At 57.6% G+C, this 23,019-nt stretch carries 20 protein-coding genes; all 20 read right to left on the bottom strand.

The window, feature by feature from the left end; translation table 11 throughout:
- Positions 1 to 31: 31 nt before the first annotated feature.
- Entirely contained in the window at positions 32 to 841 is an 810-nt protein-coding gene (locus tag RWV98_RS10080) for a Cof-type HAD-IIB family hydrolase (protein WP_317865657.1), read from the bottom strand.
- Complete coding sequence (locus RWV98_RS10075; RefSeq protein ID WP_317865655.1) at positions 838 to 1,758, bottom strand: RluA family pseudouridine synthase; 921 nt, start codon at positions 1,756 to 1,758, stop codon at positions 838 to 840. The genes RWV98_RS10080 and RWV98_RS10075 overlap by 4 nt, the downstream gene beginning before the upstream one ends.
- Positions 1,751 to 2,242, bottom strand: a complete 492-nt coding sequence (lspA, locus tag RWV98_RS10070) for a signal peptidase II (protein ID WP_317865653.1) — start codon at positions 2,240 to 2,242, stop codon at positions 1,751 to 1,753. Before lspA ends, RWV98_RS10075 begins: the two co-directional genes overlap by 8 nt.
- A gap of 66 nt (positions 2,243 to 2,308) precedes the next feature.
- Entirely contained in the window at positions 2,309 to 5,098 is a 2,790-nt protein-coding gene (ileS, locus tag RWV98_RS10065; protein ID WP_317865651.1) for an isoleucine--tRNA ligase, read from the bottom strand.
- A gap of 35 nt (positions 5,099 to 5,133) precedes the next feature.
- Positions 5,134 to 5,820, bottom strand: coding sequence for a DivIVA domain-containing protein (locus RWV98_RS10060; protein WP_317865649.1), 687 nt, complete (start codon positions 5,818 to 5,820; stop codon positions 5,134 to 5,136).
- 160 nt (positions 5,821 to 5,980) lie between these two features.
- A complete protein-coding gene (locus RWV98_RS10055) occupies positions 5,981 to 6,241 on the bottom strand; it encodes a YggT family protein (RefSeq protein WP_280960641.1) in 261 nt (86 codons plus the stop codon).
- Positions 6,242 to 6,252: 11 nt separating this feature from the next.
- Entirely contained in the window at positions 6,253 to 6,714 is a 462-nt protein-coding gene (locus RWV98_RS10050; RefSeq protein WP_280960640.1) for a cell division protein SepF, read from the bottom strand.
- A gap of 26 nt (positions 6,715 to 6,740) precedes the next feature.
- Positions 6,741 to 7,460, bottom strand: a complete 720-nt coding sequence (locus RWV98_RS10045; RefSeq protein ID WP_317865646.1) for a YggS family pyridoxal phosphate-dependent enzyme — start codon at positions 7,458 to 7,460, stop codon at positions 6,741 to 6,743.
- Positions 7,457 to 8,725, bottom strand: a complete 1,269-nt coding sequence (locus tag RWV98_RS10040) for an HlyD family efflux transporter periplasmic adaptor subunit (protein ID WP_280960638.1) — start codon at positions 8,723 to 8,725, stop codon at positions 7,457 to 7,459. Before RWV98_RS10040 ends, RWV98_RS10045 begins: the two co-directional genes overlap by 4 nt.
- 21 nt (positions 8,726 to 8,746) lie before the next feature.
- Positions 8,747 to 9,001, bottom strand: coding sequence for an RNA chaperone Hfq (gene hfq, locus RWV98_RS10035; RefSeq protein ID WP_280960652.1), 255 nt, complete (start codon positions 8,999 to 9,001; stop codon positions 8,747 to 8,749).
- Positions 9,002 to 9,027: 26 nt separating this feature from the next.
- A complete protein-coding gene (gene miaA, locus RWV98_RS10030) occupies positions 9,028 to 9,969 on the bottom strand; it encodes a tRNA (adenosine(37)-N6)-dimethylallyltransferase MiaA (protein ID WP_317865643.1) in 942 nt (313 codons plus the stop codon).
- Between the two features lie 10 nt (positions 9,970 to 9,979).
- Positions 9,980 to 11,950, bottom strand: a complete 1,971-nt coding sequence (gene mutL, locus RWV98_RS10025; RefSeq protein ID WP_317865641.1) for a DNA mismatch repair endonuclease MutL — start codon at positions 11,948 to 11,950, stop codon at positions 9,980 to 9,982.
- 43 nt (positions 11,951 to 11,993) lie between these two features.
- Positions 11,994 to 14,585, bottom strand: coding sequence for a DNA mismatch repair protein MutS (mutS, locus tag RWV98_RS10020; RefSeq protein ID WP_317865639.1), 2,592 nt, complete (start codon positions 14,583 to 14,585; stop codon positions 11,994 to 11,996).
- A gap of 15 nt (positions 14,586 to 14,600) precedes the next feature.
- Positions 14,601 to 16,001, bottom strand: coding sequence for a tRNA (N6-isopentenyl adenosine(37)-C2)-methylthiotransferase MiaB (gene miaB / locus RWV98_RS10015; protein WP_317865637.1), 1,401 nt, complete (start codon positions 15,999 to 16,001; stop codon positions 14,601 to 14,603).
- Positions 16,002 to 16,054: 53 nt separating this feature from the next.
- The gene (locus tag RWV98_RS10010; RefSeq protein ID WP_317865636.1) at positions 16,055 to 16,723 is read right to left on the bottom strand and encodes a TIGR03936 family radical SAM-associated protein; all 669 of its coding nucleotides are present in this window, start codon (positions 16,721 to 16,723) and stop codon (positions 16,055 to 16,057) included.
- Positions 16,716 to 18,578 carry a TIGR03960 family B12-binding radical SAM protein gene (locus RWV98_RS10005; protein WP_317865634.1) on the bottom strand — a complete coding sequence of 621 codons (1,863 nt, stop codon included), beginning with the start codon at positions 18,576 to 18,578 and terminating at the stop codon, positions 16,716 to 16,718. Before RWV98_RS10005 ends, RWV98_RS10010 begins: the two co-directional genes overlap by 8 nt.
- 73 nt (positions 18,579 to 18,651) lie before the next feature.
- On the bottom strand, positions 18,652 to 21,048 hold the full coding sequence (locus RWV98_RS10000; protein WP_317865632.1) for a heavy metal translocating P-type ATPase: 2,397 nt from the start codon (positions 21,046 to 21,048) through the stop codon (positions 18,652 to 18,654).
- Positions 21,049 to 21,052: 4 nt separating this feature from the next.
- Complete coding sequence (locus tag RWV98_RS09995; protein WP_317865630.1) at positions 21,053 to 21,427, bottom strand: ArsR/SmtB family transcription factor; 375 nt, start codon at positions 21,425 to 21,427, stop codon at positions 21,053 to 21,055.
- Positions 21,428 to 21,550: 123 nt separating this feature from the next.
- The gene (locus RWV98_RS09990; RefSeq protein ID WP_317865628.1) at positions 21,551 to 22,459 is read right to left on the bottom strand and encodes an SPFH domain-containing protein; all 909 of its coding nucleotides are present in this window, start codon (positions 22,457 to 22,459) and stop codon (positions 21,551 to 21,553) included.
- A 32-nt stretch (positions 22,460 to 22,491) separates the two neighbouring features.
- Positions 22,492 to 22,932 (bottom strand): NfeD family protein, encoded by a 441-nt coding sequence (locus RWV98_RS09985; RefSeq protein ID WP_317865626.1) that lies wholly within the window; start codon positions 22,930 to 22,932, stop codon positions 22,492 to 22,494.
- Between the last annotated feature and the right edge of the window lie 87 nt (positions 22,933 to 23,019).

Below are 23,019 nucleotides of genomic sequence, written 5' to 3'. Positions count from 1 at the left end.
ACCAAATCAGGACGGCCCTCTGAATTTTATTTTATGTGTATTGTTTGTCCAGCCATTCCACAGCATCGGCCACGGCGCCGCGATTGTTATCGCAGACGACAACGTCCGCAACCTTTACGATATCTGCTTCGGCATTTTGAGGTGCAAATCCGATATGCGCGGTGCGCAGCATCATCTCATCGTTATAGCTGTCGCCGACCGCATAGATGTTTTGTTCAGCCACACCACAGCGCGCTGCGATCGATCGCAAGGCTGTACCCTTGTGTACGCCCAGCGCTGTGATCTCACAGAACGACGGCATGCTGGAAGAGATACAAAACCGATCCGCGTAAGGCTGTAGCAGCTCTCTCAGCTGCCGCATCACGGCCGGGTCTCCGGTTAAGTTGATCTTACACCAGTCGGCGGTGTCGCCAAGCTCATCCTGTGCGACCAATTCGTAGTCGAGCTTTAAGATCCGTAGGTGTTCCGCCGTGACTTCACCCATCTGCCGGATCAGGATCCGGTCATCTACAAAGATTTCACAACCAATTTGTGAAAAATTTGACAATGCTACGCTGATCAGTTCCTTCGTGTCCGCCGGCATGCCGGCGCAGCGCAGCACATTATGCTGTTCATCCATCACCAGCGAGCCGTTCAGCAGGCTATACGGCGCATTAAACGGCAGCTGCGGCAGATAGGCTAAAATCGCTTTAGGCGCGCGGCCGGTCGCCAGAGAGAACAGTCCCCCCTCCTCGGTAAAGTGACGGAGTGCCTGCTCGTTGCGGGGCGAAATGCGCCGGTCGCTGTCCAGCAGCGTGCCGTCCATGTCGCAGGCCAAAAGGACGCCTTCAAACTTTTTCATTCCATACGCTCCAGTTTAGCAAGAATTTCTGTAAAATATAGGGGCAGCGGGGCGCAAAATTCCATCAGTTCCCCTGTTTTGGGATGCCGCAGCGTCAAACGCGCGGCATGCAGACACTGTCCCCCGATACTCGAAAAACGATCTTTTTTCAGGCCATACAACGGGTCCCCGATAATCGGATGTCCCAGCGACGCCATGTGTACGCGAATTTGATGCGTGCGGCCGGTTTCCAGTTGGAACGACAGGTGCGTATAGCCGTGATACCGTTTGATGACCTGATAATGCGTCACCGCTTCGCGGCCGCCTTCGATGATCGCCATTTTCTTGCGATCGGTCTTATGGCGGGCGATCGGCTTATCCACCACGCCTTCATCGAGTCGCGGCGATCCCACAACGATTGCTTCATAGCCGCGAAACGCGCTATGTGACGCGATTTGGGCGGCTAGGCCTTGGTGAGCCGCATCGTTTTTAGCGACCACGAGCAGACCGCTCGTATCTTTATCAATCCGGTGCACGATACCGGGCCGGTGCTCGCCGTTAATGCCGGATAAGCTGTCGCCGCAGTGATACATCAGCGCATTGACCAACGTGCCCGACCAGTTTCCAGCAGCCGGATGAACGACCATGCCGCGCGGCTTATTGACCACGATGATATCCGCATCTTCATAGACTATATCAAGCGGTATATTTTCAGGAAGCAGCTCAGTTTCGCGGAGCGCGGGTATGGTAACGGTAATCTGTTCGCCGCCAAGCAGCTTGTAATTCTTTTTCAGCGTTTTCCCCTTCACGACGACCGCACCGTCGCTGAGTAGGTTCTGCGCCGCCGAACGGGTCAATCCTTCGATCTGCTCCGATAGGTAACTATCGATCCGCTTGCCCGCGTCCTCCGACATAGCAGAAAGGATATGCTCATTCATGGTCTTCCGTCTCCTGAGCCACGGCGGGTTCTTTATCCTTATGCTGGAACAGCACGTAGATCACAAACAGCAGCCCGCCCAAACAAATAAAAATATCGGCAACGTTGAACACTGGAAAATGGATCAGTCGAAAGTCAAAAAGATCGACCACAAAACCGCGTACCGCACGGTCTATCGCGTTGCCTAGAGCACCGGCGGCAACCAGCACAAGGGACCAGCGGCCCAGATTGCTCTGGATGACGCCTTTGTGCAGCACATAGATGATCACAATAGTGATCACCGTTGCGAGCACGACAAAAAGCCATGGAGAGTCAAACTTCGCAAACAGGCTGAACGCCGCGCCGCGATTTTCTACATAGGTCAGATGGAATACGTTTTCGATCACCGGGATCGTCCCTTGTGGCTGCAAAACAGTCAGCGCCCAGTATTTTACCGCCTGATCGGCGGCGATCATCAGCACAGCCGCGATGATGAAGAAAGGCATAGATGAAACTCCTTTTCGTAAAAAAGGGGAACAGATACATTTCTGTTCCCCCTTCCCCTTTTCATTTCAGCCGACGACCTGTGCGCAGCGCGCGCACAGCGCCGGATGCTTGGCATCCGTACCGACGGAGTGGGATTGTTTCCAGCAGCGCAGGCATTTTTCGCCAGCGGCCCGCTGAACCGCAATCGTCAGGCCCGGGAAGTATTCGCTCGCCATCCCCTCGCCCTCGCCGGAAACGACTTTGAGTTCGGAAACGATGCAAAGATCGGCCAGCTCCTGACCGCAGCCGCTAAGCATCTTTGCGTCTTCTTCAGACGCGTAAATCGTGACGCTGGCTTCCAGCGGCTTGCCGATTACCTTTTCGTTTCGCGCGCCCTCAAGCGCCTTGTTCACGTCATCGCGGAAAGCGGTAAGCTTGCTCCACTTTGCCATGCCGGCCTCATCGAACGTATAGGCGTCGCAGGCGGAAGGCATATCGTTATAGGCGACATTGCGGGTATCGTCTCCCTCGCCGTGCGGCATAGCCTGCCAGATCTCATCCGCAGTAAAGCAAAGAATCGGCGAGAGCATACGCACCAGCGCGTTGAGGATCAGGTACATCGCAGTCTGCGCGGAACGGCGGCTTAAGCCGGTCGTATCGTCGCAGTACAGACGATCCTTGATCACATCCAGATAGAAATTCGACATATCCACCACACAGAAGTTATGAATCGCGTGGAAGACGGTGTGGAATTCATACGCATCATAACCGGCGCGCACCTTAGCGGTAAGCTCGCTCAACTTCATCAGCGCCCATTTATCCAGTTCAGGCATATCCGCATAGGCGATCTGATCCTTTGCGGGATCAAAATCGCTGAGATTGCCGAGGATATAACGCGCCGTATTGCGGATTTTCAGATAATTCTGCGACAAGTGCTTGAGCATGTCCTTGGAAATGCGCATATCCTGCCGATAATCGGCGGAAGCGACCCAAAGGCGCATGACGTCGGCGCCGTACTGGTTAAGGATATCGTCCGGCGCAATGCCGTTGCCAAGCGACTTGGACATTTTCTGACGTTCTTCATCCACGATCATGCCGTGTGTGATGACGGTCTTGTAGGGCGCCTTGCCCTGTGTTGCGATCGAGGTGAGCATGGAGGACTGGAACCAGCCGCGGTATTGGTCGTTGCCCTCGAGATAAACATCCACCGGGGTCTGCTGGCCCTCGCGGTTTTCAATCACCGCGCGCCAAGACGAGCCGGAATCGAACCAAACGTCCATGGTATCGGTTTCTTTTTCAAACTCGTGGCTGCCGCATTCGCAAGTGACATCGGCGGGCAGAATCTCGCTTGCGTCCAGTTCAAACCAAGCGTTCGAGCCCTTTTCGCGGAACAGGTCGGCAACCAAGCGGATCGTCTGCTCGCTTACGAGCGGCTTACCGCATTTTTTGCAGGTAAAGATCGGAATCGGTACGCCCCAGACGCGCTGGCGCGAAATGCACCAATCCGAACGTTCGCGGATCATCGAGGTCATGCGCTCCTCGCCCCAAGCAGGGATCCATTTGATACCGGCGCAGGCCTTCACCGCATCGTCCTTGAGCGCGTCGATCGAGCAGAACCACTGTTCGGTCGCGCGGAAAATGATCGGGTTCTTGCAGCGCCAGCAGTGCGGATAGCTGTGCACGATGTTTTCAATCGCCAGCAGCGCATGACAAGCCTTGAGATCCTCCAAAATGACGGGCGTGGACTTTTCGTAGTACATACCGGCATACTTGCCCGCATCCTTTGTTGTGATGCCTCTGCCGTCGACCGGGACGATGATCGGAATGTCGTACTTTTGACAGACGACAAAGTCGTCCGCGCCAAAGCCGGGCGCGGTGTGTACGCAGCCGGTACCGGCGTCAAGCGTGACATGGTCGCCGCAGAGGATGACACTTTCGCGATCCATAACCGGATGCTTGGTGCGCATCATCTCTAAATCCGAGCCCATCAGCGTGCCGACGACCTCATACGAATCGATCCCCGCCGCCTTCATGACCGCGGCGGCCAGTTCCTTGGCCAGCACATAGATATCGCCGGAAGGAACCTTCACCAGATCATACGCAAACGCGGGATTGACCGAGATTGCCAAGTTGCCCGGCAACGTCCAAGTCGTCGTCGTCCAGATGACGAAGTATACATGATCCAGACCGCCGGTAATCGGGCTGATCTTGCCCTTATCGTCGGTCACATGGAACTTTACATAGATGGACGAGCACGGCTCGTCCTGATATTCAATTTCAGCCTCGGCCAGCGCGGTCTCATCGTGCGGGCACCAGTAGACGGGCTTTAGGCCCTTGTAAATATAGCCCTTTTTCGCCATCTCGCCGAAGATCTCGATCTGGCTGGCCTCGTAATCATGCGTCAGCGTCAGGTACGGGCGATCCCACTCGCCGATTACGCCGAGGCGCTTGAATTGCGTGCGCTGCGTATCGACGTGCGCCTGTGCAAATTCCTCGCACTTAGAGCGGAACTCCGCAGTCGACACCTTGTCCCGATCCATGCCGTAGGCCTTGATCGCCTGCCGCTCGATCGGCAGGCCGTGCGTATCCCAGCCCGGGATATAGGGCGCCTGAAAGCCCGCCATACTTTTATAGCGCACAATGAAATCCTTTAGAATCTTGTTGAGCGCATGCCCCATATGCAGATTGCCGTTGGCATACGGAGGGCCGTCGTGCAGAACAAAGAGCGGCTTGCCTTCGTTCTTTTGCATCAGTGTCTGATAAAGATCGTCCTTTTCCCAGCCTGCCAGAAAATCAGGCTCGCGCTTTGGCAAACCTGCGCGCATGGGAAAATCGGTTTTGGGAAGATTGATCGTCTGGTTGTAATCCTGCGACATACCGTCGTGTCCGTCCTTTCGTGTTTGGGCTTTCCTTATTTAACATCCTTGGGATCGTAATCGTTCCCAAATTTCAGTTCGCCAAAATCAAAGTTTTTTTCTGTTCTGCCGCTATCCGGCATGGGTATCCGGCGGGTCGCTTCCGCGACCGGCTCATCCCCCTTTTCAGCGGTTTCATCCTCGATGATATTGGATACCTGCTGCCCCACCTGCTGGTCGAGCGGCTGGGTCTGTTGCTGCGCCGGGGACTTGGGCGCTTGCTCGCGAACAAGCTTTTCCGCCTTCGCCAGATCGGCCAGCGCCTTTGCCTGCGCCTGATAGACCGCGGAAACGCGATATATAAAGTCCGACGTATATTTGCGCGCCGTTTTCAGCTTCTGCTCTTCCAGCGCGATTTCGCCCTGCGTGGTCTTGACCTTGTTTTCCGTTTCGTTTTTGGCGGCGGCAAGGATCTGCTCCGCTTCCGCCTTGGCCTTGTCGACCGTTTCCTGCGCAATGCTCTGCGCGCTCATCAGCGCGCGGCGCATGCCGTCCTCCACGCCGCGGTATTCCTCGATCTTATCGACAAGAACCTTCATTTTGGCCTTGAGCGCGGCGTTTTCCTTCTGCATCGCGGCAAATTCCTCGGCCACGCGCTCCAAAAAGGTATCGACCGACTTCATATCATAGCCGCCGAAGACCGCCTTTTCAAAACCGATTTCCTGAATTTCCTGCACCGTCATATCGTTTTTCCTCCGTACTTTCGCGCCGGTTTACCCGGCGCTTTTTCTGCTTATCTTTCTATATTGCCGTTAAACACGGTAAAATGGCCGGGCGAACCCGACCACCTCGAACCGAAACCATGGTTTCGTCAGTTTGCTGCGGCATACCCGCTGAAAAGGCCTACAGGCTGTAAAGTAAAACCTGTAGTAACTCCAGCATTAAAAACGCTGCAAAAAACGGTATGTCCAGCGGAAAGCCGCGCAGGATCTGTAAGCGATCGAACAAGGCGCGAAACGGCATAATGACCGGCTCTGTGATGAGATAAAGAAACTCCTGAATCTTACTGCCCTGAGAGAACCAAGACATGATCGCACGCGCGAAGAACATAAACTCAAAACACCGGATGATGGACGAAACCAGATAAATTACAAAATGATTCACGTTATTCAGCCTTAAAAGTACATGCCGTTGTTTTCCAGCTCATCGATCAGATCACCCATGATATCGACGTTATACGGCGTTATGATGTATGTGCTGTTTGCAACTTTTTTTATTTTACCTTCATTGGCATAAGCCACTCCGCTGAGGAAATCGACCAAGCGACGCGCAACGTCCTTATTGGTCTGCTCTAAGTTGAGCACAACCGTGCGCTTGTCCTTGAGATGGTCGGCAATCTCGGCGGCGTTTTCAAACCGGTCGGGCTTAACGAGCACAACAGCCAGTTGCGTTGTCGCGTTGATATTGACGACCTTATTGCTGCGTCGTACGGAAGATGTGGTCTCGGGCGCGTCGAACGCGGACGGCGAAGACGAGATAGCGGGTTCCTCCGCGCGCTGGCGGGGCACCTGCTCGTCAAAATCGTCTTCGACATCTTCCCCCTTGACCCAATCAATAAAACCCTTGATCGAACCCATAGAAAGTTCCTCCTTATGACTTGCGGCTAGGGAACGGGATAGGGACGCGCGCCAAAAATCGCCGTGCCGATCCGAACCATGTTGGAACCGCATGAAATCGCTGTTTCAAAGTCATTTGTCATACCCATAGACAAATAATCCATATTTACATTATCGTATTTTTTCGTCAAAATGTCAACAAATATCTGGTGCATTTCGTTGAAATAGCGCAAATTTTTCGTGGTTTCATCTGCAATCGGCGGAATTGCCATCAGGCCGCGGATACGTATTGCGGGCAGCAAACGCAGCTGATCGAGCGCTTCCGGAAGCATTTCGGGCATAAGTCCGCTCTTTGCCTGCTCCCTGCCGATGTTGACTTCCAGCAAAATATCCTGCGTGATCCCCTTTTTTGCAGCTTCTTTTGCGATCGCCTGCCCGAGCTTCAGGGAGCCGACCGACTGGATGAGAGATACCTTGCCGATCAGATATTTGATTTTATTAGACTGCAGCGTACCGATAAATTGCAGATCAGCGCCCGCGTAGGCGTTTTGTTCGTATTTATCGGTCAGCTCCTGCACGCGGTTTTCGCCGCATACGCGAATGCCCGCCTCGATCGCGGCGCGCACCCTGTCCGCGTCGTTCATCTTGGTCGCGGCGACAAGGGTGATATCCTCCGCGCGGCGGCCGCTGGCTACGGCCGCGCGCGCAACGCGCGCCTGCACGTCCTTTATTCTTTCCGCCAGCGTTATTCTCTCTTCTTGTGTCATGTGTTCACCACCATATTATTTTGCAGGCCCTTACCGCGCACGATGATCTTATCCTGCGCTACCAGAGCGCTCGCGTCGGTCGCGCTCTGCTCGACGACATAATACGAATCTGTCTCAAAAAGCGGTGTGATATTTTTAAATTTGGTAACCGAACCGCTCAGGATGAATACGCCGAGGCGGCTGTTTCCTTCGGAATCGGTCATCATGCGCGCGGCTTCCTTCGGCACTTTCAAGCCGGTGTAGGTGCCGAGGATGATATCGATCGGCTGGTCACGCATCGAAACCATCTCGCTGTTAAACTCATTGCCCTCCAAAACGATCAGCGCGGTCTCCGCGTCCCGTTCCTTGTTGACGGCATATACCGTTGCCGCCGTTTCGATCGAAGCGCGCGTAAAATTGACGCGCACGCTGCCCGCCTTGGCCAGCCGGTCGGCTTCCGCGACAGGCACCTCGGCGGCAAGATACCAGCTAAAGCCCTGCACGATCTTGCCAAGCGCGTCGTCAGCCCGCACGGGTTTGGTCTCGGTCAAATCCCGGAACTCCTCCACAGTCATTTTTTCGAGCTGGTCGGGGTTTAGGATGCTTTCATATCCGTCCACGATCTCGGAAAAATAGCCGGAGGCGGGCGAAGTGATCTGATTGGTGCGTCCGGAGACCTGCTGGGACAGGCTTTGCTGCTCGCCTGTCAACGCGTCGCGCTCCGCTGAAACCGTGGCGGCGTCCAGATTGCCCGCGTCGCGCTTGAGCGAGAGCGAGCGCAGAGACTCCACGGCGGGCGCGAGCGTCGTGCCCGAACCGGACTTGAGAAGCGCCGTCATTTGCTGCAGATTCAGCGTGATCAACTGGTCGAGCTTGGCCGCGTCCGAACCGTCGCCCGCGGTTTGCAGCGCGGCGTCGAGCGTGGCGATCTGGCCTTCGACCTCTTCGAGCTCGCGGCTGAGGGACAACGTCTGCTCGTCCGCGTAAACGGTGGCCAGCGCCGCGTCCTGCTGCACACGCTCACCACTGTAAACGATGTGCTTTACCGTGGAGCTTTCACTGCCGGACACGGTGGTTTCCGTACGGAAAAACCAACCGTTCGCCGCAAAGCTGTCGTTCGCCGTGATATGCACCGCGCTGGCCGTCTCGATCGAGCCGGAAAAAGCGGAATAGATCTGCGCGCCCAGATAAACGACCAAGAGCACAGAAATGACGATCAAGATCGGCCTTGCGCCTGTGCCCTGTCTTTGATTTTGTTTTTGTTTGGCTTTTGTCTTTTTCGCCATGGCTTGTCCTCGCTATGTAATTTATTCCGCGCCGTCATTCTCCTCCCTGTGTCCGGAAAGATCCACGCGATGCTGCGGAATAATGGTGGATATGGCATGTTTATAGATCATCTGCTGCTTGCCGTCGCTTTCCAGAATAACGGTGAAATTATCATAGCCGCGCACGGCGCCCCGCATCTGAAAGCCGTTGGTCAGGAACACGGTCACGTTTTGGCCTTGCTGGCGCACCGCGCAAAGCATTCTGTCCTGTAGGTTGATTTCGTTTCTCACAACAATTCCTCCATAATTTACAAATTATGGTCTCATTGTACACCGTGTTTTTGCAGATATTTTGTCGTTTCTTGGAGGAGGAAGCGAAGTTCTTCCCCTTTATTATAATAGATCCAGTGGATCCTGTCATCCTTTTTCAGCCATGTCAGCTGTCTTTTCGCGTAGTTGCGGCTGCGGCGCTTGAGTAGCTCGGTGCATGCGGCGAGCGTCGCTTCGCCGTGCAAATAGGCCGTTAATTCCTTGTAGCCGATCGCCTGCGCGGCGGTCCCGGTCAGGCGGCCGGCCTCCAAAAGGCGGCGGGTCTCTTCCAGCAGGCCCTGTTCCAGCATCTGATCGACGCGGCGGTCGATGCGTTCATAAAGCACCTGCCGGTCGGCCGGGCATACGCCGATCATCAGCGCGTCGTATTTGGGCGCGGGCCGCTTATTTTTCCTATTCAATTCGCCAATCGTTATGCCGGTCTGCTCGTACACCTCGAGCGCGCGGATCACGCGTTTGAGATTATTGGGGTGCAGGTTGCCCGCGCTTTCGGGGTCGACCCGCGCAAGACAGGCATGCACCGCGTCGTTCCCCTGCTCCCGCGCCATGAGGCGATATTTTTCGCGCACGGCCTCGTCGGTCTCGTTGCCGGAAAAGGCGGCGCATTCGATCAGCGCGTTCATATAAAGCCCGGTTCCGCCCGCGACGATCGGCACCATGCCACGGCGCAGGATATCGGCGGCGGCGCCGTCCGCAAGCTCAACATAGCGTGCAACGGAAAAGCTCTCATCCGGCTCGCACACGTCGATCAGATGATGCGGTACGCCCTCGCGCTCGGCCAGCGTGGGCTTGGCCGTGCCGATATCGAGATAGCGGTATACCTGCATCGAATCAGCCGATATAATTTCCGTATCCAGCATTTTGGCAAGCGTAACGGCAAGCGCAGTTTTGCCGCTCGCCGTTGGACCGCACAGGCAGATCAGGCGGTTATCCATCGGTTCACTCCTATTGGTTGACACGCTTAAACAGCTTGTCCAGCTCGTATTTGGTCAGTCGTACGGTGGTGGGTCTGCCATGGGGGCACGAACGCACGTCCTCGTCGCTCAGCACCCGGTCGCACAGATCCTGCAATTCCGTCAGCGAAGTCGCCTTGCCCGCTTTGATGGCGGCCTTGCAGGCGACCATATGGATCAGATCGTCTAGCCGGTCGGGCACGGGCGCGCGGCTGGTCAGCGTCTTTTCCGCCAGCTCGCTGATCACCGCGGGGATATCGCCGAAATCCAGATAAGCGGGCGCAGAACGAACGGCAAAGCTATTTTCCCCAAAAGGATCCACGTCAAACCCGGCCTGCCGCAGTTCGTTGAGCTGCTCGCGCAGCACGGCGGCCTGCTCGGCCGTCAATTCGACAACGGCGGGCGTCAATAGCTCTTGTGAGGGGATAACGCTCTCCCGGCGCAGCTTATTGAACAGCATGCGCTCATGCGCGGCGTGTTTATCGATTAAAATCAGTCCGTCCGCGTCCTCCGCGATCAAGTAGGTGTGGAAGCACTCGCCGATCACGCGCGCGCCGCCGGTAATCGTCTGAACCGCCGGCTCCTGCTTTTCGGCGGGTACCGCCGGCATGGCGGCGGGCGTTTGCTCCGGCGGCACCTGTACCGGTTCCGCCTCTTCTCGCAGCGGCTGAAGCAGCGCCGGGTCGACGCGCCGCGGCGCAAAGCCGGGCGTGGATTGATAGGGCTGCATAGGCGCGGCGGCCGTGTCGCTTTCTATGGGCCGCTGAGGACGCACAGCGCGCGGCGGCACGGCGACAAAAAAGTCTTCTATGGGCGGCGGCGCGTTTTTTTCCTCACGCGGAAGCGCCTCATGCGCTGTCGCGGGTGGCGAAACCGGAACCGTGATCTGCTGCTGCGCGGCCGAAAGATTATCCTCCCGGGGCGCGGGCGTGGGAGACGGTTTTTCCTGATGCGTCAAGAGCGGGATATTATCGCCCGCCGCGAGCGCATTTTTGCAGGCGATATAGACGGCCTCGAACACCGGCTTTTCCTGCGAAAATTTCACCTCTGTTTTAGCCGGATGCACGTTAACGTCGACCGAACTCAGCGGCAATTCCAGAAAGACCGCGCCGGAGGGGTACTTGCCCGTGATCATGGCATTGCGGTACGCTTCTTCCATCGCGGCCTGCATCAGCTTGCTTTTGACATAGCGGCCGTTGACGAAAAAATGCTGCATGCCCCGGTTGGGACGCCCCAGATGAGGCTTGACGATATAGCCGGTCACCGTCATATTTTGGTGCTCGGTTTTGGGGACGGGCAGCATGCTATCGGTCATTTCCTTGCCGAAAACAGCAAACACGGGCGCGATCAGCTTGCCGCGCCCATCGGTCGTAAAGACCTGCTTGCCGTCCCGGATCATGGTGAAACCGATCTCGGGATGCGACAGCGCCGCGTGCTGCACAACGCCGAGAATATAGCCCGCTTCGGTAAAGTCCTTTTTTAGAAATTTCATGCGCGCGGGCGTATTATAAAACAGATCGCGCACAACCATGGTCGTGCCCACCGGGCAGCCCGCTTCTTCGCACGTCTGTATCTGGCCCGCTTCCAGATGCAGGTGCAGGCCCGCGATCGCGTCGGCCTGACGGGTAAACAAATCGATGCGGGTGACGGAGGAAATAGCGGCCAGCGCTTCGCCACGGAAACCGAGCGTGCCGATCTTGTTCAGATCTTCCTCGGTGCGCAGCTTACTGGTCGCGTGGCGGCGAAACGCGATGGGCGCGTCCTCCGCCGCGATACCGCAGCCGTTATCCGCGATGCGCAGATAGGATATGCCGCCGTTTTCGATTTCCACCGTGATACGCGTCGCACCCGCGTCGATCGCGTTTTCCACCAGCTCTTTCGCAACGGACGCAGGCCGTTCTACGACCTCGCCCGCCGCGATCAGGTCGGCCAAATGCGGGGATAGTTCATGGATGATTGCCATTTTGATTCCTTTCAGAAGGTCGGGTCAAATACAGCGCTTGTTGTCAAAGCAGCTTTTTCAGCTCGTACAGTGCGTTGAGCGCCTCGATCGGCGTCATGGTATCCACCTGCATGGCGCGCAGGCGGTCGGCCACAGCGCCGCCGGAAAGCTCGTTCATGGTAAGCTGCGGCGCTTCTTCCTTGCTCTCTACGGCGCGCACCTCGGGCTTGGGCGCGGTGGCTTCCAGATCGGCAAGCACGTGCTTGGCGCGGCGGATTACCGCGTTTGGCACGCCGGCAAGTCCGGCCACTTCAATGCCGTAGCTGTCGTCCGCTCCGCCGCGGACGATCTTGCGCAAAAAGGTGATATCGTCTCCGCGCTTCTTCACCGCGATGTTGTAGTTCTTTACGCCCGGCACAAGGTCTTCCAGCGCGGTCAATTCGTGATAATGGGTGGCAAACAGCGTGCGCGCGCCGATTTTTTTCGTATCCGTGACGTATTCGACGACCGCGCGCGCGATCGACATGCCGTCGTATGTCGATGTGCCGCGTCCGATCTCATCCAGCACGATCAGGCTGGCCTTGGTCGCGTTTTTTAAGATTTCGGCAACCTCGGTCATCTCTACCATGAAGGTGGACTGGCCGCTCGCCAGATCGTCCGACGCACCGACGCGGGTAAACACGCGGTCGGCCACGCCGATGTGCGCCGCGGCCGCCGGTACGAACGAGCCGATCTGCGCCATGATGGTGATCAGCGCCACTTGGCGCATATAAGTAGATTTGCCGGCCATGTTGGGGCCGGTGATGATGGCGGTGCGGTTTTCCTTGTTGTCGAGCACCGTGTCGTTCGGGATAAACAGGCTGTCCGCCAGCATTTTTTCCACCACCGGATGGCGGCCGTCCCGGATATCGATACGGCCGGAAAAGTCGACCGTGGGGCAAACATAGTTGTTTTCCGCCGCCGCTTCCGCGAGCGCGCACAGCACATCCAGCGTGGCGAGCGCCTGCGCGGTGGCCTGTACGCGGTGCACCTCGGCGCCGACCGCTTCGCGTACCTGAACAAACACCTCGTATTCGAGCGCCGTCAGGCGTTCCTGCGCGCCGAGCACCGTGCTTTCGAGCGTTTTAAGCTCCTCTGTGATATAGCGCTCGCAGTTCGCGAGCGTCTGCTTGCGGATATAATGATCCGGCACCATGCTCACATTGGACTTCGTTACCTCGATATAATAGCCGAACACGCGGTTGTAGCCGATCTTCAGGCCCTTGATCCCCGTTTTTTCGCGCTCGACCTGCTCGATCGCCGCGATTTCCCCCTTGCCGCCGCTGGCCAGATCGCGCAGGTGGTCGATCTCTTCATGGTGTCCGGTACGGATCAGTCCGCCGTCGCGTAGGCTGATCGGCGGTTCGTCCACAATCGCGGAGGCGATCAGCACGCGCACATCCTCCAAAAGATCGATCCTGCCGGTCAGTTCGCGCAGCAAACCCGTGCCGAAGCGCGAAGCCTCCTCGCGAATGGCGGGCAGATGCTCGATCGCGGCGCAGAGCGCCCGCAGATCGCGCGCGCCGGCCGTGCCGTATACCACGCGGCCGATCAGCCGTTCCATGTCGAACACCCGGTTGAGCTCGTCGGCGAGCGCGCCCCGCGCGATCACATCTTCAAACAGCGCGCTCACCGCGTGCTGCCTCCGTTCGATATGGAGCGGGTTGCGCAGCGGTTTTTCAATCCACTGCCGGATCAGGCGCGCGCCCATGGCGGTTTTGGTGCGGTCCAGCACCCACAGCAGCGTGCCGCGCTTTTCCTGCGTGCGCATGGTCTCGCACAACTCTAAATTGCGGCGGGCGATCAGGTCTACCTCCATGTATTTGCCCTGCTGGTATACCTGCAAGGAGTTGAGGTTCGCAAGGCTCGACTTTTGCGTTTGTTCCAGATAGCAGAGCATGCCGCCGATGCTTTGCGCGGCCTGCGGCAGCTCGGTCAATCCGGCCGCGTCAAAGTCGGTCACGCGAAAACGATCGATGATGCGCTTTGACGCAGCGTCCGCGTCAAAGCTTTCCTCGGGCATGGGCTCGATCAAGGCTTCCAGCCGTTCATGCAGAAAGGCCGTAAGCTGCGCTTCTCCCGCCGCTTCCCCGCCGACCAGCACCTCACGCGGGCCAAACCGGCCCAGCTCGCTGAGGATCTCGCCCCAAGAATCCGAGCCGGTCGCGTAAGCTTCGCCTGTCGTGATATCGGCAAAGCAAACGCCGATCCGGCCGCCCGCGGAAAAAACGCAGCCGAGAAAATTGTTGCGGTTTTCATCCAGCATGGAGGATTCGATCACCGTGCCGGGCGTTACCATGCGAACAATCTCACGGCGGACAAGGCCCTTGGCCAGCTTGGGATCCTCCACCTGCTCGCAGATCGCGACCTTATAGCCCTTCCGCACCAGCTTGGCGATATAACTTTCCGCGCTGTGGTAAGGAACGCCGCACATAGGCGCGCGCTCCTCCTGCCCGCAGTCGCGGCCGGTCAGGGTCAGTTCAAGCTCGCGTGAAGCGAGCTTGGCGTCGTCAAAAAACATTTCGTAGAAATCGCCCAAGCGGTAAAACAGAATATAATCCCGGTGCTTGTCCTTGATCTCAAAATACTGCTTCATCATGGGCGTAAGTTCTGCCATGCTATTTCCTCGTTTCTATCTTTTTTGCGCGTACAGACAGCGCAAAGAGGTTTTCTCAATCTCTGCTTCGATAAAGGAACCCACCACAATGTCTTCGCCGCGCACGCAGACGAGTAAATTGCCTTCGGTCCTCGCTGTAAAGGGATAGTCCGGATTTTTTGATTCGCCGTCCACCAGCAGACGCAGCGTTTTGCCCTGATAGGCCGCCTGTCGGCGGGCAACGATCTCGTCCTGCGCCCGCAGCAGACGTTCAAAACGAGCCTGCTTTTCCGCGCTTGTCGCGGGGTCCTCGTAGGACGCGGCAGGCGTGCCGCTGCGTTTGGAATACAGAAAGGTGAACAGGAGATCGTATTCGATCTCCTGCGTCAAACGCAGGGTCTCTTCAAAATCGGCCTCGGTCTCGCCCGGAAAGCCGACGATAATATCGCTGGAAAGCACAATTTCGGGTATTTCTTCGCGCGCATAACGGATCAGCTCCCGGTATTCGCCCGCCGTGTAGCGCCGGTTCATACGAGAAAGCACGGCGTCGCTGCCGGATTGCACCGGCAAATGCAGCTGCTTTGCCACCTTGGAACACGCGGCCATGGTATCAATCAGCTTTCTCGACGCATCCTTCGGGTGGCTCGTCATGAAGCGCAATAGAAAATCGCCCGGCACGTCGTTCAAACGCCGCAGCAGATCAGAAAAATCGATTTCCAGCCCCAGATCCTTGCCATAGGAATTCACGTTCTGGCCCAAAAGGGTGATGTCCTTATAGCCCTCCCGCGTGAGCTCGCGCAGTTCGGCCTCGATTTCCTCCGGCCGTCGGCTGCGTTCGCGGCCGCGCACATAGGGCACGATGCAGTAAGTACAGAAATTGTTGCAGCCATACATGATCGACAGCCACGCCTTGGGTCCCTCCCCGCGCAAAACGGGCAGGCCCTCGGCGATATCGTCCGCACCGCCGATATCGAACACGCGCTTTTCACCGGTCAGCACCCGCCGCAGCAGCGACGGGAAACGCCAGAGCGCGTGCGTACCAAACAGCAGGCTGACCTGCGGATAGCTTTTTTTAATCTTCTCTACATTCTTCTCCTGCTGTGCCATACAGCCGCACAGCGCGATAATTACATCGGGACGCTGCTTTTTCAAATGGGACAGCGCGCCGATATTGCCGAACGCCCGGTCCTCCGCGTGCTCGCGCACCGCGCAGGTGTTAAACAGGATAAAATCCGCATGCTCCGGCGAATCGGTCATCTGGTAGCCCATCTCCGCGAGCATGCCGCGAATGGTCTCGGTATCGGCCTCGTTCTGCTGGCAGCCGAAGGTATGGGTATACGCGCGTTTCTCCCTGCCGTGATTCATCGCGGCCACAAGGGACATATCGCCAAACTGCGCGCGCAGCTGTTCGGCGGAAACGGTGGTTTGCTGACTCATGCGGTAATTGCTCCTCTATATACGAATGCCGCATTCAAACGGCGCTTTCCGGTTTAACGGAACGGCTCGCCCTCGGCGGTAAATACGTTCATACGGTGGTAAGCGCAAAACGGAAGCGCATACTGCGGCAGATATTGCCTGATTGCGCGGGTCAGGTATTCCGGGCTCAGGCTCACGCTGCCGGCCGCCGTGGTGACGACCGCGACGGCTTCGCCCTCCTTTTCCTCTACGGAAAAGTCCTGCATTAGCTCGCGCATATTGACGAGCTTTTCTCCGCGCTTGGACTTTTTCAAAATTTCGATCTGCTTTTGCGCGAACAGCGTGCGCACATCGGTCAGGAATGAAGCGGGCAGGCCATCCTCAAAGCCCCAAGTGATGCGGTACTGCGACCAAGCGATCCGCGCGATCTTCATGCCGCCGTCCTCTAGCGGATAGATTTCGATCGCGCGCAGGCCTTCCGGGAAAACATCGTTCAGTGCCTCGACCGCATTAATCGGCACGCTTTCGGAGGTGATGTTGAAATCCAAAAATTCGCACACGCCGGAAAATCCGGTCGATAACGGCAGCGCCACGGAAACATAAGCGTGCTGGTTAAAGCCTTCGGTAAACCAAAGGGGCATTTGGCAGCGCGCCATCGAGCGCTGCATGGTGTGCATCAGGTCGAGGTGCGAAATATACTTGGCGCGCCCCTCCTTGGCAAATTTCATGCGGGCCTTAAACATGGCAGCGGCCTCCCTTCAGCAGGGCGCTCGCGCCGCACCCCGCGCACTTCTGCATGCAGTCCACGGTGGGGACCGCCTCGCGTGAGCGCTCCCACTCGCGCTTTAGGTGTTCCTTATCCGTGCCGCAGCCGATGTGATCCCACGGGAACACCTCGGTCAGCGGACGCTGGCGGGAAGCGTAAAACGCGGGGTCGAGCCCGCAGTCGGTAAAAGCCTGCATCCATTTTTCATAATCGAAGAACTGGTCCCACCCATCGAATTTGCAGCCGCGCTGCCAAGCCAGATAGATCGCCTTGCCCTGCCTGCGGTCGCCGCGGGCGATCACGCCCTCAAGGACCGAGGTTTCGGCGTCGTGCCAGTTATACGTTACGTTTTTGGTCTTCATGATCTTTTTCATGTAGGCCTGCTTTTCACGCAACATGTCCAGCGTGTCCTGCGCGTCCCACTGGAACGGCGTTTGCGGCTTGGGCACAAAGCACGAAGCCGACGCCGTGACCCTTACGCCGCGCGCACGGTTTTGTGTATTTTCCTTCCAGCAGAAAGCGACCTTTTTACAGGTCTCCAAAATGCCATCTAAATCCTCCGTGGTCTCGGTGGGCAGGCCCATCATGAAATACAGCTTGATATTGTTCCAGCCGCCGCGAAAAGCGATCGCACAGGCGGAGAGCAGGTCGTCCTCCTCCAGATTTTTGTTGATCACGTCGCGCAGGCGCTTGGAACCCGCTTCCGGCGCAAAGGTTAGGCCGCTTTTGCGCACCTTCTGCACGCGCTCCATCAGCTCGGCATTGAAGCTGTCCGCGCGCAGGCTGGGCAGCGACAGGCTGATATGACGCGGCTCGCAGTAATCCAGCATGGTGGAGGTCAGCCCCGACAGGTCGCCATAGTCGCTGGTCGAAAGCGAAGAGAGCGAAATTTCCTCATAGCCCGAGTTCTTCAAAACAGCCTCGGCCTGCTTTTGCAGCACTTCTTTTGACTTGCTGCGCAGCGGCCGGTAGGTGTGCCCGGCCTGACAGAAGCGGCAGCCGCGCGGACACCCGCGAAACAGCTCCACCATCGCGCGGTCGAACACGATATCGGTGGACGGGACGACGAACGATTCCGGATAGTACATCGTGTCGAGATCCTCTACAATGCGCTTTTGCACCTTAGCGGGCGCGCCGTCTATCGGCGCAACGCTTTCCACCGTGCCGTCCTCGTGGTAGCGCACCTCGTACAGCGCAGGCACGTAGACGCCCGGAATGCCGGCGGCCTGACGCAAAAAGCGGGGTTTGTCCCAGCTTTCCCGCTTGGCCTGACGGTACAGATCGGTGAACTCAAGCATGACCTCTTCCCCGTCGCCGATCAGGAACACATCGACAAAATCGGCCAGCGGCTCCGGGTTATAGGCGCACGGTCCGCCGCAGACGACCAGATGGGAAAGCGCCTTCCGCTCCGCCGCAAGCACCGGGATACCGCCGAGATCCAGCATGTTCAGGATGTTGGTGAAGGAAAGCTCGTATTGCAGCGTAAAACCGATTATATCAAACAGATGGAGCGGATCGCCGCTCTCCAGCGCGTACAGCGGGATGCCCGCGCTGCGCAGTTCGTCCTCCATATCGACCCAAGGCGCGCAAACGCGCTCGCACCAAACGCCGGGTTGATCGTTTAACAGGCCGTACAGAATGCGCGAGCCCAAGTGGGACATGCCCACTTCATATACATCGGGAAAGCAAAAAGCAAACCGCAGGTCTACCTCTTCCCTGTTTTTCATCACCGAACCCCATTCGCCGCCGACATAGCGCGCCGGCTTCTGAACACGGGACAGGATGGCTTCCATTTTCTTGTGCAATATGTTTTCCTCCCAAGCGAAATACATTTTTAGTATATCATAAAACGCGAAAAAACGCCATACCGAAAAACGGTACAGCGTTTGTTTCGCCCGCGAAATATCACTTGATGCTGAGCGTGCGCGAGGCGTTGAGCACGGTGAGTACGGTGAGCAGCACATCGGCCGCGACCGCCTGCCACATCATCGTTACGCCGAACATCGTCAGCAGCAGCAAAACCACCTTAACGCCGAGCAACAGCACCATGTTTTGCAGCGCCACGCCGTGCGTGCGGCGGCTGATGCGCACCGCGTCGGTCAGACGGGTCAGGTCGTTGGTCATAATGAGCACATTTGCCGCGCCAGCCGATTCCGGAGAACCTGCCGCGCCCATCTCAACGCCGATATCCGCCTGCCCCAGTTCAGACGCGTCGTTTACGCCGTCTCCCACATAGGCGGCCGTGCCGTCCGTCGGGATGGTGCGCAAAAGGAATTCAAGCTTGGAGGCCTTTTCCTCCGGTAGCAGCCCTGCGTGCACCGTGTCGATACCGATCGTATCGGCCGCCTGCTGCGCGGGCAGCTCGGTGTCGCCGGTCAGAATGACGGTGCGCAGAACGCCGAGCGACTTTAAGCCGGAGACCGCCTCCGAAGCTTCGCTCCGCACGGTATCCTGCAAAACGATCGCACCCGCGTAATCGCCTTCGTATGATACATATACGACGGTGCCCGCTAGATCGGGCACGCCCTTGACGCCGCGCGAGATCATCAGCTTGCGGTTGCCGACCAGCAGGTTGTGGTTGCCGATGCGCGCGCGCACGCCGCGCCCCGGGAACTCCTCAAATTCGGATATTTTCTGCGGAATGCCTTGATAGGCGGCCACAATGGCGCGCGCCACCGGATGGTCGGAGAGCTGCTCCGCCGTCGCGGCGAGAGCCAAACAGCTTTCCGCGTTGAAATCAGGGGTGGCCTGAATCTCCTTGACATGCAGCTTGCCCTCGGTCAGCGTGCCGGTTTTACCAAACACGACCATGCGCAGCTCGGCAAGCTTTTCGATGGCGTCGTTGCCCTTGACCTGAATGCCCTTTTGTGCAAGCCGGCCGTTGCCGCCGACAAAGCTCATCGGCACGGAGAGCAGCAGCGCGGTCGGACAGCAGATGACAAGCACGGTCAGCGCGCGATAGATCCACGTGGCCGTATCGCCGATACGGAATAGAGGCGGCAGCAAGGAGAGCAGTACCGCCAGCACGATAATGATCGGCATGTAGCGGGACGCGCCGTGGATCACGCTGTTTTCCAGCGACGCGCGGCGGCCTGCGGATTCCTCCCGCATGCGCAGGATTTGGCTGACGGCGCAGTCTTCAAACTTCGCTGTCGCGCGGATCAGCATCAGCGTGCCGGTATAAAGGCTGCCGGCCAGCACCTTGGCGCCCTTTTCGACCGCCTTCGGTTCGCTGTCGCCGGTCAGTACGGTGTCGTCCACCGTACCCTCGCCGCGCAGGATCACGCCGTCAATCGGGATACGCTCGCCGGAGCGCACCATGATAAAATCGCCAACGTTGATTTCCACCGGCTGAACGTGCTTTTCTTCGCCCTGCATGTTGACGATGGACGCTCTTTCAGGCACAAAATCGGTCTGTTCCCGCAAAGCGCCGTGCGTCGAATGCAGCACCATATCGGAGATCAGCTTGCCCACGCTGTGAAGGATCAGCACGATGCTGGCTTCCGGGCGGCGGCCAAGCAGAAAAGCGCCTAGGGACGCGATAAAGATCAGCAGGTATTCGTTAAAATATTTGCCGTGCGTAAAGCCGCGAACGACACGCGCCGCGACCGGCAGCACCGTGATCAGGTATGCGACTACATACATGGCCAGCGAAACGCCGGCGATCGGTAACACCATGCCGAGCACCAAAAAAACGGCGGCGATCGCTAAACGGATCAGCGTAAAGCGAATATCAGCCGTTGTCATGGGCTGGTACACGGCCTCGTCGCCGCTGATGCCCCGGCGCGCGTTTTCACGGCGCTGGCGGGTCTGTTCGCGGCGGCGTATTTTGGCGCGCACCCGTGCGCGTTCGACAAAGGAAAGCCCGTCCAGATTGGGGCTTAGATCGTCCTTTACGGTAAGCGCGGTCTCCGAGATCGGCGGCAGTTCTTCGCCCTGCTCGTCCGGCGAGGCTTCTTCGTCCTCGGCGGACGCGGCTTCGGCTTCGCCGCCTTCGTCCTCAGCCGCCGCTTCGTCTGTCTCGTCCGGCGCGGCCTCTTCAGCCAGCGGCTCGTCGGCAGCGTCCTGCGGCGGTTCGGGGGCGGGCTGCTCCGGCTCGTCCGGCAGCGGCGCTACCGGCTGGGGAAAGGGCACTGTGTTGCCGGGCGCAGCGATATCCGCCGTGCCCTCCAGATCGGACAGAATCTCCTCGACCAGCTCGGTGGGAAATTCGATCGGCTCGGGCGCGGCGAGTATTTCCTCCGGCGCGCGCTGCTCCGGCGACTGTTCCGCCTCATCCGAGCGTTCTACTTTTTTACTCATCAATCTATCCCTCCTGCACATGTGCGATGCCCTGCGCCAATATCGTTTGGATATGGCTGTCGCACAAGGCGTAATACACCGTTTTGCCGCTTTTCCGGCTGCGGACGAGCCGCGCCTGTTTCAGAAAACGCAGCTGATGGGATATGGCGGATTGGCTCATATTCAAAAGCGAGGCGATATCGCACACGCAGAGCTCCTCCGTACCCAATGCGGCGAGAATGCGCAGGCGCGTTTTATCGGAAAACGCCTTAAAGAAATCCGAAGCGGCGCTGGTGATCTCCTCCGCCGGCATTTGCTGCCTTGCGTGCTCGATCGGGCCCGCATGAATCACATGCTCTTCGCAGCATTCCGCCTCCGCCGCTTTCTTTTTCGTTGCCAACCGCAATCCCTCCCGCGATGTAGAAACATCCATTGAATAATGCTACCATTAAAACGGGTTTTTGTCAATGTCAGCGACAAAAAAGCGGCCTGCCGAACGGATTCGGCGGCCGCTTTTGCTGGTTTATTCGCCCTTGGGGTCGGTGATAACTTCCTTGAACGAGGTCGCCAGACCTGCGAGACTCTGGATCTGGCTCGGAATAATGATTTTGGTCGCCTTGCCGTCTGCCGCCTTGCCGAAGGCTTCAAGCGACTTGAGCTTGATGATCTGCTCGGTCGGCTCGGCGTTGTTCAGCATGACGATCGAATCGGCCAGCGCCTTCTGCACGGTCAGCAGCGCTTCGGCTTCGCCTTCCGCTTCACGGATTTTCGCCATACGGCTGGCTTCCGCGCGCAGTACGGTGGATTCCTTTTCGCCTTCCGCCACCAGAATAGCGGATTGCTTCTTGCCTTCCGCCACGAGAATTGCTTCGCGGCGCTCGCGCTCCGCCTTCATCTGCTTTTCCATGGATTCTTGGATCGCGGCGGGCGGGATGATATTTTTCAGTTCCACGCGGTTTACCTTGATGCCCCATGCGTCGGTCGCTTCATCAAGGATGGCGCGCATTTTGGTGTTGATGATGTCGCGGCTGGTCAGCGTCTGATCGAGTTCCAGATCGCCGATGATATTACGCAGCGTGGTCGCGGTCAGGTTTTCGATCGCGCTCATCGGCGCTTCGATACCGTAGGTGAACAGCTTGGGGTCGGTTATTTGGAAATAGACGACCGTATCGATCTGCATGGTGACGTTATCCTTTGTGATAACGGGCTGCGGCGGAAAATCGACCACCTGCTCCTTGAGCGTCACCTTGCGGGCAATGCGCTCGAACAGCGGGATTTTAAAATGCAGGCCGGTGCCCCATGTGCCCTGATAGGTGCCGAGGCGTTCAATGATGAACGCGCGTGCCTGCGGCACGATGACGATGTTGCTCGCAATAAACGCAATTAGGATAATTGCAAGAATGATCCAGATAAACGGAACGACAAATGGCATGATAAATCTCCTTTACTCCAAAACGGTCTTTGCTACACCTTTTCTACAATGGCCTTTACGCCGCGTATCGCGGTCACACGCACGGCCGCGCCCTTGGGAATGACCGAATCATCCACGGAGCGCGCGCTCCACAACTGGCCGAACACCTTGATCTCCCCCGTTTCCTGCACGTTGTCGATCTCGATAACAACGATGGCCGGTTCGCCGATAATTCTATCCGCGTTGGTCGGTTCGTTTTTCGTATGCAGGAATTTCCGGCAAAAAGGCCGCACCAGAATAAGCAGCGCCGCTGAAAACAGCACAAAGATGAGCAGCTGCGCAGGCAACGGCAAGCCGATACTCGCAGCGACAAGCGCCGCAACCGAGCCGACCGCGAACCAGATCGCCGACAAATCGAGAGTGAACGCTTCCACCGCGACGCCGATGATGATCACCGCAGTCCAAATGTAGAGGCTGTTAATTCCAAAGATCATGGCAGCGCCTCCTTTCTTCTACGAGCATAGTTTACCATAGTATTCCCAAGAAGTACAGGAAAAAATCAAAACGCGAAGCGGGGCGCA

Origin of the sequence: Agathobaculum sp. NTUH-O15-33 (genome assembly GCF_033193315.1) — a bacterium.
Classification (GTDB): domain Bacteria; phylum Bacillota; class Clostridia; order Oscillospirales; family Butyricicoccaceae; genus Agathobaculum; species Agathobaculum faecihominis_A.
The sequence above is the reverse complement of the archived record's forward strand: the minus strand, read 5'-3'. Positions and strand labels throughout refer to the sequence as shown.